13 protein-coding genes are annotated in these 10,979 nt (G+C 61.7%); 2 read left to right on the top strand and 11 right to left on the bottom strand.

What is annotated here, in order from left to right:
* The 11 genes from NW815_RS04555 to rpmJ all read right to left on the bottom strand — a co-directional run.
* Positions 1 to 1,474: bifunctional aconitate hydratase 2/2-methylisocitrate dehydratase (locus tag NW815_RS04555; RefSeq protein ID WP_414415757.1), on the bottom strand; the 1,474-nt coding region annotated here is incomplete at its 3' end.
* Between the two features lie 102 nt (positions 1,475 to 1,576).
* Entirely contained in the window at positions 1,577 to 2,659 is a 1,083-nt protein-coding gene (gene prfA, locus NW815_RS04550; RefSeq protein ID WP_011433196.1) for a peptide chain release factor 1, read from the bottom strand.
* Positions 2,660 to 2,713: 54 nt separating this feature from the next.
* Positions 2,714 to 2,938, bottom strand: a complete 225-nt coding sequence (rpmE, locus tag NW815_RS04545; RefSeq protein WP_011433195.1) for a 50S ribosomal protein L31 — start codon at positions 2,936 to 2,938, stop codon at positions 2,714 to 2,716.
* A gap of 76 nt (positions 2,939 to 3,014) precedes the next feature.
* Positions 3,015 to 3,425: a 30S ribosomal protein S9 gene (gene rpsI / locus NW815_RS04540; protein ID WP_414388121.1), complete on the bottom strand. Its 411-nt coding sequence runs from the start codon at positions 3,423 to 3,425 to the stop codon at positions 3,015 to 3,017.
* Positions 3,422 to 3,877, bottom strand: a complete 456-nt coding sequence (gene rplM, locus NW815_RS04535; RefSeq protein ID WP_414388123.1) for a 50S ribosomal protein L13 — start codon at positions 3,875 to 3,877, stop codon at positions 3,422 to 3,424. Before rplM ends, rpsI begins: the two co-directional genes overlap by 4 nt.
* 45 nt (positions 3,878 to 3,922) lie before the next feature.
* Complete coding sequence (truA, locus tag NW815_RS04530; protein WP_414331177.1) at positions 3,923 to 4,780, bottom strand: tRNA pseudouridine(38-40) synthase TruA; 858 nt, start codon at positions 4,778 to 4,780, stop codon at positions 3,923 to 3,925.
* A 13-nt stretch (positions 4,781 to 4,793) separates the two neighbouring features.
* The gene (gene rplQ / locus NW815_RS04525) at positions 4,794 to 5,144 is read right to left on the bottom strand and encodes a 50S ribosomal protein L17 (RefSeq protein ID WP_011433191.1); all 351 of its coding nucleotides are present in this window, start codon (positions 5,142 to 5,144) and stop codon (positions 4,794 to 4,796) included.
* Between the two features lie 95 nt (positions 5,145 to 5,239).
* Positions 5,240 to 6,247 carry a DNA-directed RNA polymerase subunit alpha gene (locus NW815_RS04520; RefSeq protein WP_414331185.1) on the bottom strand — a complete coding sequence of 336 codons (1,008 nt, stop codon included), beginning with the start codon at positions 6,245 to 6,247 and terminating at the stop codon, positions 5,240 to 5,242.
* Positions 6,248 to 6,397: 150 nt separating this feature from the next.
* Positions 6,398 to 6,784: a 30S ribosomal protein S11 gene (rpsK, locus tag NW815_RS04515; protein WP_011433189.1), complete on the bottom strand. Its 387-nt coding sequence runs from the start codon at positions 6,782 to 6,784 to the stop codon at positions 6,398 to 6,400.
* 84 nt (positions 6,785 to 6,868) lie between these two features.
* Positions 6,869 to 7,252: a 30S ribosomal protein S13 gene (gene rpsM, locus NW815_RS04510; RefSeq protein ID WP_011433188.1), complete on the bottom strand. Its 384-nt coding sequence runs from the start codon at positions 7,250 to 7,252 to the stop codon at positions 6,869 to 6,871.
* A 223-nt stretch (positions 7,253 to 7,475) separates the two neighbouring features.
* Positions 7,476 to 7,592: a 50S ribosomal protein L36 gene (gene rpmJ, locus NW815_RS04505; RefSeq protein ID WP_011433187.1), complete on the bottom strand. Its 117-nt coding sequence runs from the start codon at positions 7,590 to 7,592 to the stop codon at positions 7,476 to 7,478.
* Between the two features lie 165 nt (positions 7,593 to 7,757).
* Here rpmJ and NW815_RS04500 point away from each other — a divergent pair, with 165 nt between their 5' ends.
* Both NW815_RS04500 and NW815_RS04495 read left to right on the top strand, forming a co-directional pair.
* Positions 7,758 to 9,746 carry a carboxypeptidase regulatory-like domain-containing protein gene (locus NW815_RS04500; RefSeq protein WP_414388125.1) on the top strand — a complete coding sequence of 663 codons (1,989 nt, stop codon included), beginning with the start codon at positions 7,758 to 7,760 and terminating at the stop codon, positions 9,744 to 9,746.
* An 88-nt stretch (positions 9,747 to 9,834) separates the two neighbouring features.
* Entirely contained in the window at positions 9,835 to 10,896 is a 1,062-nt protein-coding gene (locus NW815_RS04495) for a carboxypeptidase-like regulatory domain-containing protein (protein WP_414351124.1), read from the top strand.
* Positions 10,897 to 10,979: the final 83 nt, after the last annotated feature.

The following is a 10,979-nucleotide window of genomic DNA, read 5'->3' as shown; positions in this document are numbered from 1 at the left end:
GGGTGTGGGAGTCGCCCCCGGTGCCGACGGTATCCGGCAGGAGCATGCGGTTGAGCCAGGAGTGGATAATGCCATCGCCGGGACGCAGGACAACGCCCCCGCGGGAAGCGAAAAAGTCGGGCAGCTCTTTGTGGATCTGGATGTCCACCGGCTTGGGATAGGCGGCGGTGTGGCAGAAGCTCTGCAGCACTAGGTCGGCGTTGAAGCCCAGACAGGCCAGCTCCTTCAGCTCATCGCGGGTCATGGGGCCGGTGGTGTCCTGGGATCCCACCGTGGTAATGAGGGGCTCACAACTGGTGCCCGGGCGCACGCCCGGCAGCCCACAGGCTTTGCCCACGATTTTTTGCGCTAGGGTATAGCCTTTGCCGGTGTCTGCCGGTGGAGTGGGGCGGATAAACAAGGTCGAGGGAGGCAAACCCAAGGCTTGGCGGGTTTTGTCGGTGAGGGCACGGCCAATCAACAGGGGAATACGTCCCCCCGCCCGCACTTCGTCGGGGAGGGTCACGGGCCGCAGGGAAAAGGTGGAGAGAACTTGGCCGCTCTCCGAGCGGATGACGCCCTCGTAGGGGTAGATCGTCACCACCATGCCCGTTTCCAAGCGGGAGACATCGCACTGGATGGGCAAGGCCCCGGCATCTTCGGCGGTGTTGAAGAAGATGGGCGCGATGGTGCCCCCCAGGATGACCCCGCCGGCCCGCTTGTTGGGCACATGGGGAATGTCGTGGCCGATGTGCCAGAGCAGCGAGTTGAGGGCGGATTTGCGGGAGGAGCCGGTGCCCACCACATCCCCCACAAAGGCGACCGGATGGCCGCGGCGCTTCAGCTCGGCAATGGCGGCCAGGGATCCCGGAGCGCGGGACTCCAGCATGGCCTGGGCGTGGAGGGGGATATCCGGGCGGGTGGTGGCGTGGGCGGCGGGGGAAAGGTCATCGGTGTTGATCTCGCCGGCAACCTTGAACACTGTTACAGTGATTGCTGCGGCCAGAGGAGCTTTGGCGGTAAACCATTCGCCCTTGGCCCAGGACTCGATCACCTGTTGGGCATAGGCATTGCCGGACTGGCTCAGCTCCAGCACGTCGTGAAAGGCATCGAAAACCAGCAGGGTGTGGCTGAGGGCGCGGGCTGCTGCCGCTGCAATCTCACTCCGGGGATCCCGCAACAGATCCAGCAAAACCTGGACGTTGTAGCCCCCCAGCATGGTGCCCAAGAGCTCCACCGCCCGCAGGGGAGTGATCAACGGGGATTCAACCTCCTCCTTGGCCACAGCCGCCAAAAAGCCCGCTTTCACATAGGCGGCTTCATCGACCCCCGGCGGGACGCGCTCTGTTAAGAGGTGCAACAAAAAGGCTTCTTCGCCGGCACGCGGGGCCTTCAGGAGCTCGCACACCTGGCTGGTCTGGGCAGCGTTTAAGGGCAGCGGCGGGATCCCTTGGGCCTCGCGGGCAGCGGCGTGTTGGCGGTATTCGGCCAGCATGGGGGTTTAGGCACTCGACGTGGGTATTTATTCTACCGCTAGCTCGGCAGAGGAAAGGTCCTCGAGAAGGGATCCCATCCGCTGGCGGTAACTCAGTTTGGCCTAGGATAGCTCCGCCAACAGCTCTTTTTGGTAAAGGCCAATACAAGCCTGGATCAAGTCGTCCAGCTCCCCATCCAAGATGGGCTGCAGAGGGAAATTCTGGTTGAGGCGGTGGTCGGTAACGCGGTTGTCCTTGTAGTTGTAGGTGCGAATTTTTTCCGAGCGGGATCCCGTTCCCACCTGCATGCGCCGAGCAGAGCTGATGGAGGCCTGTTGCTCCTGCAGCTTCATCTCGTAGAGTTTGGCCCGCAAAATCTGCATGGCCCGCTGGCGGTTCTGCAGTTGGGAACGCTCCTCGGTACAAAACACCCGGATCCCGGTGGGCTTGTGGAGAAGATCCACCGCCGTCTCCACCTTGTTCACGTTTTGGCCGCCTGCCCCCCCGGAACGTGCCGTTTTGATTTCGATGTCTTTCGGGTCGATGACCACCTCCACCTCGTCCACCTCTGGCATCACCGCCACCGTGGCCGTCGAGGTGTGGACACGGCCTTGCGCTTCGGTGACGGGCACCCGCTGCACCCGATGCACGCCGGCTTCAAACTTGAGCTTGCTGTACACCTGATCCCCTTGAATCTCCAGGATCGCCTCTTTGTAGCCCCCCAGCTCTCCTTCCGAGAGGCTCGCCAGACGCACCGACCAGCCCAGCTTTTCGGCGTAGCGGGTGTACATGCGGGCCAGATCCGCCGCCCACAGCGCCGCCTCCTCCCCACCGGTGCCAGCGCGAATCTCCAACATGATGTTCTTGTCGTCGTTGGGATCCCGGGGCAGCAGCAGCAGGGTGAGCTTTTCCTCCAGTTGTTCTTGGCGGGCCCGCAGTTGCTCAAGTTCCGCTCTTGCCATCGCCTCCAGCTCCGGGTCGGAGGCCGATTCCCGCAAGAGCTCTTCCGTCTGTTGCAGATCGCGATTCAGCTTTTGCCAGTCGTGAAAAGCCTGGACGGTGGCCTCCAAGGAGGAGCGGGCCTTGGCAATCCGCTGCAGCTCAGCCGGATCCGTGGCCACGTCCGGATCGGCCAAGCGCACCGTCAGCTCCTGAAAGGTGGCTTCAACATTCTTAAGCTGGTCGATCAGTTGAGCAGAAGCCATAGACTTGCGATACCCAGGAATCCAAGTATTGCCCACACCCAGATGGGGGAACCTCTACTTGGCCTTTTTGCCACCGCTCATGCCGTATTTGCGCATGAACTTCTCCACCCGGCCTTCGCTGTCGATGATCTTCTGGCTGCCGGTGAAAAAGGGATGGTTGCCCGACCAAACATCCACCTTGAGCTCCGGCTTGGTGGATCCCACCGTCATCACCACTTCGCCGTTGCAGATGACTTTGGCTTCTGGATACCACTGCGGGTGCAATCCTTTCTTGGGCATAACCCTTTCCTCCTCTGGGCCTGTTTCTATACCCTTGTCTATCAACATCTTCCTCTAAAAACAACGGCAGGGATCCCTAGCGCTTCGAGTACTGGGGAGCCTTGCGGGCCTTGCGCAGGCCGTATTTCTTCCGCTCCACGGCGCGCGGATCCCGTTTCAGATAACCCTCGACTTTCAAGGGGCCGCGATTGGCCGGATCCACCTCACAGAGGGCGCGCGCCACCCCCAGCTTGATCGCATCCGCCTGGCCGTGAACGCCGCCGCCATGGGCTCGCACCAAGATGTCGTAGGAGTTTTCCAGTCCCAGGATCTCCAGCGGCCCCTTCACACCGGCCAGCAGGGCTTCTTGGTACTGCAGATACTGGTCTCCCGGCCTGTCGTTGATGATGATTTTGCCCGTGCCGGGCACCAGACGCACGCGGGCAACGGCGGTTTTGCGGCGTCCGGTTCCCCAATAAACGGCTCGTTGGCTGCTCGCTTGAGTCATGCTTTGGCTCCTGGGATCGTGTTGAGCGGATAAACCTGAGGTTGCTGCGCCTCGTGAGGGTGGTGTGGCCCGGCGTAAACCTTCAGCTTGGTGAATTGCCGCCGGCCCAACCGGGTGTGGGGCAACATTCCCTTGACCGCTTTTTCCACCACCCGCTCCGGCAGGCGCGCCTGCAGTTGGGCAAAGGTTTCCACTTTCATGCCGCCAGGACGGCCGGAGTGGCGGCGGTAGAGCTTTTGGGTGCGCTTTTTGCCGGTGACCACCACTTTCTCAGCGTTGATCACAATTACATAGTCCCCCGTATCCAGGTGAGGGGTGAAGTCCGGTTTATGCTTACCCCGCAAGAGGGTGGCCACAGCGGCAGCCAAGCGGCCCAGGCGCTGATTGGCAGCATCCACCAGATACCAGCGGGGCGCCAGAGTCTCGGGGTTGGGAAGGGGAGTTTTGTTCATGGCAGCCAAGGAAACATATCAGGACAAGCTTGGAGATCGCCCAGATCAACCGCAGGAATGGGCCAACGCAGCCGGCGACCGGAGGGCGGAGGGAGGCTCTGTGGGCAAGGCCCAAAAGGGCGGCGAGTGGGCGAACTGTTGACCGAAGGGATCCGCAGCATAGCCCACATCCGTCAGGCACAGCCCTTGCGGAGGAGCGCTGTAGCGGGTGCGCATCTGGCTCCAGTCGTTGTGTTGCCACAGGTGGACAAACTGTGCCGGGCTGAGCTGGCCCCGGCCCACCACCTCTAGGGATCCCACCAAGAGCCGCATCATCCGGTAGAGGAAGCCGCTGGCCTGCACCTCGATGCTGATCAAGTCCCCCAGCCGCTGGCAGAGCACCTCCTGCACCTGTACCCGCGAGTGGGGCCGATCCGATCCCCGCCGCCGGAAGGCTTCCAAGCTGTGCTCCCCCAGCAGGGAATTCAGGGCTTCCGCCATCGGCTCCACCTGCAGAGGCCAACGCACTTGCCAGCTAAAGAGGCGCCAGAACACATCCGGTCGCTCCCGGTTCAGGATCAGGTAGCGGTAACGGCGCCAGCGAGCCGAAAAGCGGGCGTGCCAGGAGTCAGGCACTTGAGCAGAAGCCAGCACTACCACATCTTCCGGCAGACAGTCGTTCAGCACCCTCGACCACTCCGCCGCAGGGATGCCGGAGGTGGTGTCGAAGTGGGCCACCTGGCCTGCAGCATGAACCCCTGTATCGGTGCGACCGGCCCCATAGAGGGTTACCGGATGCCCCGCCCGCGACGCAATCGCCTCCTCCAGCACCCCTTGCACGGTACGGCGGGCTGCCTGGCGCTGCCAGCCATAGAACCTGCTGCCGAGGTACTGAATTCTCAGGGCAATGCGACGGTACGGCATGGATCCCTTTCCGCTACACCAGCTCGATGACCGCCATTTCTGCTCCATCCCCCCGCCGATGCACGGTGCGCAAGATGCGGGTATAGCCACCGGGCCGATCCCGGTAGCGCTCAGGAGCCTGCTCAAACAGGGAGCGCACCAGCTCCTTGTCGTAGATGTAGGCCAGCGCCTGTCGCCGCGCCGCCAGGGATCCCTCTTTGGCCAGGGTGATCATCTTCTCGGTGGTGGCCCGAATGGCTTTGGCGCGGGCTTTGGTGGTGGTGATCCGCCCTTCCCGCAGCAGAGCCGTGGTCAGCGCCCGCATCAGGGCCTTGCGCTGGTCGGCGGGCTTATTGAGGTGGGGGGTACGACGGCGGTGGCGCATGGTAACCTCTGTCTTGTGTCCTACACTCTTCGGGGATCCTTGCGTTTTGACGCGGTTGTGCTAGCGGTGCAGATGCTTGAGACGGAACCTAAACTCTAGGCCTTGCCTTTTTCGCGGGTGCGGGGCAGTGTCAGACCAAAGCGGGCTTTCAAAGCCTGCACCACCTCTTCGGCAGACTTCTGGCCAAAGTTTTTGATCTCCAGCAGATCTTCCTCGGTATAGAGCAGCAGATCGGCCACCGTGTTGATCTGAGCTCGCTTCAGACAGTTGTAGGCCCGTACCGAGAGCTGCAGCTCCTCGATGGGGATCTGGTTTTTCTGGTTGTCCTCGTCTGGCTTGGGCGGCACAGGAGCATCGAAGCTGACCTCCTGCAGCGGTGCGAACAAGCCCACCAAAATGCGGGCCGCTTGGCTGAGGGCCTCTTGCGGGGTGAGGCTGCCGTTGGTCCAGATTTCTAATACTAGCCGATCTTTTTCCAGGAATTGGCCCACCCGAGCTGCTTCCACAGCGTAGTTCACCTTGCGCACCGGCATGAAGACAGAGTCGATCTGCAGAAAATCAATCGCCATCGCTTTGCTGTCGGAGTAATCGACGGCGCGGTAGCCATGTCCCCGGCCAATCATGAACTCCATTTCCAAAATCGCCCCTTCCGCCAGGGTGGCAATGTGGTGACGGGGGTTGATCACCTCCACATCGCTGGGCAATTGCAGCTTCTCAGCAGTAACTTCCCCTGGCCCCTGAGCCACCAAGCGGCCCACCTGAGTCTCGGGGGAACTGGAGCGCAGCACCAGCTCCTTCATGTTTAGAAGGATCTCCATCACGTCTTCCCGCACCCCCGGCACCGTGGAAAACTCGTGGGTCACCCCGGCAATGCGTACAGCAGTCACCGCCGTCCCCTCCAGATTGGAGAGCAACACCCGCCGCAAAGCGTTGCCCACCGTGATCCCTTGGCCGCGCTCCAGCGGCCCCAAAGCAAATTTGCCGTAGTGAACGCCGTTATCATCCCGATGAGATTCAACACACTCGGTCTGGTAGGCAACAGCACTTGCGCTCGCTCTGCTGCCCAGAGAGTGGGAGAGGGTTCGGCTGGTTTGAATCGTCATGGTGGCCCCGTCCGTCTGGCTCGATATCCGTTTGGAGAACTGATGAAACTTCGAGGTCATCTCACGCTTGGGCAGACCTTCGCTGGGGCATGGCGTAGCTCTGGAGAAAACCCCCTACAGACGCTCGACCAGCCCTCAACGCGGGATCCTTCAGACACGCCGCCGCTTGGGAGGACGGCAACCGTTGTGGGGAATGGGAGTAATATCTCGAATCAGAGTAATTTCCAGGCCCGTTGCCTGTAGAGCGCGAATGGCGGTTTCCCGACCGGCTCCCGGCCCGCTCACCATCACTTCGATCTGGCGCATGCCGTTCTCCATGGCTTGACGCGCCGCACTTTCTGCTGCCATTTGGGCGGCGAAGGGAGTGCCCTTTTTGGCCCCTTTGAAGCCCGTAGAACCTGCCGAGGCCCAAGACACCACATCGCCGTTGGGATCCGTGATGGTGACGATGGTGTTGTTGAAGGTGGACTGAATGTAGGCCACCCCATTGGGGATGTTCTTTTTGACTTTACGTCCGCGCCGTTGCTGCCGAGCCATGATCCAGGTGTCCTTGCAATCGACTGTTTGGGGTTGGGATTCGGGATGGTGGAAGAGTTTTGCCTTCCGCGCAAAGCCGAGCGACTACTTCTTGGCAGGAGCTTTCTTCTTGCCGGCCACCGTTTTCCTGACCCCCTTGCGGGTGCGGGCGTTGGTGCGGGTGCGCTGACCACGCACGGGCAGACCCAGGCGATGGCGACGACCTCGATAGGTGCCGATGTCGATCAGCCGCTTGATGTTCATCGCCTCCTGGCGGCGCAGATCCCCTTCCACCTGGTATTCGCCCTCCACCACCGTTCGCAGGGCGGCCACCTCAGCGTCGGTGAGGTCGCGGGTACGAGTATCCGGATTGATGCCGGTCTTCGCCAAAATTTGGCGGGAGCGGGTCAGCCCAATGCCGTAAATATAGGTCAGGGCAATCTCCACTCGCTTTTCTCGGGGGATGTCAACTCCCGCAATCCGTGCCATAGTCAGGGGTACCTTTCAAATCAAACCAACTCGAACACACTTGCCCAGTAAGGATTGAGTTGCCTGCCTGAGATGGGATCCTCATTCAGAGAAATGTTGCTGTAGAGATGCCGGTCTTGGGATCCATGCTCACCGAGAGGTCTAGCCAACGTTTTGCTCGGTTGTGTCGGAAGCCTTTGCCTCTGTCTCCCATTGCAGGCTGGACACATCCTGCATCGAACCTCTAGCCCTGCCGCTGCTTGTGCTTGGGGTTGGAAGAACAGATCACCATCACCCGACCATGGCGGCGGATGACTCGGCATTTCTCACAGATCCGACGGACGGAAGGCCGCACCTTCATGGTTGATCCTGACAAAACCAGCGAATATCCATTCTATGTTCGTCTGGGCAACCTGTCAAAATGTGTTTGGGTTTGCTGACAGCGAGCGGACAGTCGGGTTGGCTATGCTGGTTGGGCGAGGATCTCCTGAGTCAAAGTAGGCGCGACTGTGGGGTGGAGAAGGCCATGCGGTGGCAATGGCTGGTTGTGCTGAGTGGTGTGCTGGGGCTGGGATCCCCTGTGTTGGGGCAAGGGATCCCTTTGCCGGAGGCAGGCTCTTCCTCTGCTGGGAGGAACTTTTCTGCGGATGGGAACGGCCTGAGGACAGAGGGGGATTGGCTTTTGCCCTTGCGCAGCTCTGCCGATCGCATCGATGGGGTACCGGATCGGGGCTGGGTCGCGGTTGGGCTGTTGGAGGAGCAGGCGGTGACTCTGCTGGATGGGGCCAGCGGGGATCCCCTGTGGCAGGTGGCGGTGGGGTTTGCTCCCAGTGTGGTGCGGGTGGATGAGGCACGGCAGGTGGTCTATGCCTCTGGCCCCAATGCCCCTGGGCTGGTGGCCCTCGATCTGCTGACGGGGGAGCTGATTCAGGCCTATGGGTTGCCGGCAGGGGTTTTGGATATTGCCGTGGATGCGGCCACAGGGCGGGTTTTTGCCTCCCTGCCCTCTGCCCAGAGTTTGGCGGTGATGGCTGCTCCCCTTCGCAGCAGCGGTGCGGAGCACAAACGCCAAAGCGACCCCTCAGAGCAGCCGCAAGCCCGCAATTTGCCGATGCCCGGCCCCCCCTTGGCGCTGGCCTACGATGCGCAGCGGGGATCCCTGTTTGTGGGTCTAGCCGGGGAGGATCCCCTCAGTTTGCTGGTGGTCAACCCGGACAATGGGGAGCTGTTGGCCCGTTGGCGGGGCGGTCATACTCCGGAAGCCATGGCCCTGGATGCCGAACGGCAACGCTTGGTGGTGCTCAACTCGGGCAGCCAAGATCTAACAGTGCTGGATCTGAGCCGCAGCGGCGAGGCCCTGCAGCGGGTTGGCCTGGATTGGCGACCGACGCGGCTGGCCCTTTCCCCTGATGGACGTTGGGCTTACGTGACCTCCCGCGATAGCGACCGCCTGCAACTGGTGGATTTGCAGACGGGGCGATTGGCAGCCTCACTGCGGCTGCAGGGACAACCGACGGGTCTGGTGATGTTAGACGGTCGGGATCTGTGGGTGGTGGCAGCAGGGATCCCAGCTTTGCGCCGTTTGCAGGATATTCAGGCTCAAGTTGGCGACGGCGGGACAGAGGTCCTGAACGGGGGAGTCCCCTCTCCAGGCAACCGCGGTGTGGTGACCGGGCGGGTGCTGGATATTGCCGGCCAACCCGTTCAGACCGGGGTTTTGCACCTGGCCGCCACGCCAACCCAACCCAGGCAAACCGTCCGCATTGCTGCCGACGGCACTTACGTGCTGCCGGAACTGCCGGCCGGCCTGTATTTGGTGGATGTGGAGGTGCCGGGTTTTCCCCTGACCAGCACCCAGGTGGAAGTCCGGGCCGGCTTTGTCTCCACTCAGGATATTCGCCTGCCGCCAGGGGAACCGACCCGCCAGCCGGAGGGCATTGGCCTTTTGCCGGATGAACCCGTTTACTCGGATGAGCTGGCCCGCCACCTCAGCATGGCCCTGAAGGAGTTGCAGCCCCAGCGACCGGTGATCCTCTTGAAGGGGCCTTTGGGGCCGGATCCTCGGTTTGAGCCGCTTCTGCCCCTCACCCAGGGCCTGACTTTGTTGGATCGGGATGAGCGCTACACCTCCGATTTGGCCAAGCTGAAGGCCATCGGGGATGCCCTGGGATTGCGCTATATCCTCTTGACCCAGATGCAGATCTCGCGGGACTACAACCGCCAGGGCAACTCTCTGCTGAATACAGCCTTACGCTTTGTGGCCCCGACGGTGCCGGTGGAAATTCCCAACTTCACCCCCAACCAGCTGCGCAGCCGCGGGGTGGTGGTGGTGGTGGACTTGCAGAGGGATCGACCTGGGGATCGGGCTCGCTACTACGAAGCCTATGGGCGGGATGATGTGGGCGGGGATCCGATGTTTGAAGATGCGGCAGCGGGCCTGTTTCGGCTGCAGGTGCGCAACATGGTGCCGGTGTTTGTCCAACAATGGCAAACCAACAACCCCTTTTCGGGGTGAGGATCCCTGCAGCAGGATCTTGCCCTGTTCGCGTCAGGGGTGCGGAGCAGAATAGAACCGACTGCTACTACCGGATGCAACCTTCGCCATGCCTTTTTTCTTCTTTCATCCTCTCCGGCACAGGATTAGCTATCGCTACGCAACGCTCTCGCGAACAGGCAGTCTGGCCCTCTGCGGCTGGCTGGCACTGGCTTCAGGAGCGCTGGCTCAGGCTCCGGCCACCCCCATTCCGCGGTTGACGCCGTTGTTTCCCTCCCAAAACAGAGGGCAGCCCCAGGGAACAGCACGGCTGGTGGGGCAGGTGAGCAACAGCGTGGGACAACCTGTGGCGGGGGCACAGGTGCAGTTGGAGGGCATGGAGAACCCCAATCAGCCGATTCAAACCGATGAGCGGGGCGCTTTTGAGCTAGACCAAGCCCCAGCCGGGCGTTGGCTGTTGACGGTGTGGCACCCCGACTATGAAAAGGCAGAGCAGGAGATCCTCCTGCAAGCGGGCCTGACCACCCCTGTGGATGTGGTTTTGCAGGTGCCCATTCGGCCTCAACCCCGTCGTCGCCTTGGCATTTTGGGGGTGGGAGGGTTGGAGCACACCCAACTGTTGGGCCAGCGCCTGGCCATAGAGGCAGTGCGTCTGGGCTTGATCCCCAACGGCGAGAAGGTGGTGCCTCTGGACAACCGTCGCATTCAGCCCATTTTGCAGAAGGTGGGCTGGCCCATCTACGAGCTGTTTGAGTGGGATCGCCGCAAGCCGGAGGCGGTGGGCCAATTTTTCGATTACCTGGGCCTGGAAGCCATCGTCATCGCCCGCGTCGATGTCCTCACCCGACCGGCTTCGCCAACGGAGCTGAGCCTGCGTTCCCGCAGCCGCCTGGAACTGTGGCGGTTTGATGAGCAAGGCAACCTTGTGGTAGATATCCTGGCCGAGGCCAGTCGCGATCAGGTGGAGCGGAGCAACCTCAATGCTGCCGAGCTGGCCCAGCTTTATCAAATCCAAGTCACCCAGATGGCTGCTGAGGTGGGATCCCGCTGGAAGGAGCATCACCCGCTGGCCCAGTACCTAGAACTGGCTCAGGGAGAAGCCCCACCCCCACGCTCTCGCCTGGATACGGCTGTGGAGCTGCGCATCCCCTCTGCCACACCGACTCCCTAGGTCTTAAGCAGAACAGCTCCGGGATCTCTTCTGTTGTCGTGAAAGGGATTGTCCTGTAAACTACCCGACTCCGACCGCTAAAG

Origin of the sequence: Synechococcus sp. R6-7 (assembly GCF_047461695.1) — a bacterium.
GTDB lineage: Bacteria > Cyanobacteriota > Cyanobacteriia > Thermostichales > Thermostichaceae > Thermostichus.
Note: the sequence above shows the minus strand (reverse complement) of the source record. Positions and strands in the feature narration are given on the sequence as shown.

What these genes read in the sequence shown, in the direction of transcription:
- prfA (WP_011433196.1), bottom strand. Translation starts at nt 2,659, where the DNA reads ATGGCTTCTGCTCAACTGATCGACCAGCTTAAGAATGTTGAAGCCACC.
- rpmE (WP_011433195.1), bottom strand. Translation starts at nt 2,938, where the DNA reads ATGCCCAAGAAAGGATTGCACCCGCAGTGGTATCCAGAAGCCAAAGTC.
- rpsI (WP_414388121.1), bottom strand. Translation starts at nt 3,425, where the DNA reads ATGACTCAAGCGAGCAGCCAACGAGCCGTTTATTGGGGAACCGGACGC.
- rplM (WP_414388123.1), bottom strand. Translation starts at nt 3,877, where the DNA reads ATGAACAAAACTCCCCTTCCCAACCCCGAGACTCTGGCGCCCCGCTGG.
- truA (WP_414331177.1), bottom strand. Translation starts at nt 4,780, where the DNA reads ATGCCGTACCGTCGCATTGCCCTGAGAATTCAGTACCTCGGCAGCAGG.
- rplQ (WP_011433191.1), bottom strand. Translation starts at nt 5,144, where the DNA reads ATGCGCCACCGCCGTCGTACCCCCCACCTCAATAAGCCCGCCGACCAG.
- NW815_RS04520 (WP_414331185.1), bottom strand. Translation starts at nt 6,247, where the DNA reads ATGACGATTCAAACCAGCCGAACCCTCTCCCACTCTCTGGGCAGCAGA.
- rpsK (WP_011433189.1), bottom strand. Translation starts at nt 6,784, where the DNA reads ATGGCTCGGCAGCAACGGCGCGGACGTAAAGTCAAAAAGAACATCCCC.
- rpsM (WP_011433188.1), bottom strand. Translation starts at nt 7,252, where the DNA reads ATGGCACGGATTGCGGGAGTTGACATCCCCCGAGAAAAGCGAGTGGAG.
- rpmJ (WP_011433187.1), bottom strand. Translation starts at nt 7,592, where the DNA reads ATGAAGGTGCGGCCTTCCGTCCGTCGGATCTGTGAGAAATGCCGAGTC.
- NW815_RS04500 (WP_414388125.1), top strand. Translation starts at nt 7,758, where the DNA reads ATGCGGTGGCAATGGCTGGTTGTGCTGAGTGGTGTGCTGGGGCTGGGA.
- NW815_RS04495 (WP_414351124.1), top strand. Translation starts at nt 9,835, where the DNA reads ATGCCTTTTTTCTTCTTTCATCCTCTCCGGCACAGGATTAGCTATCGC.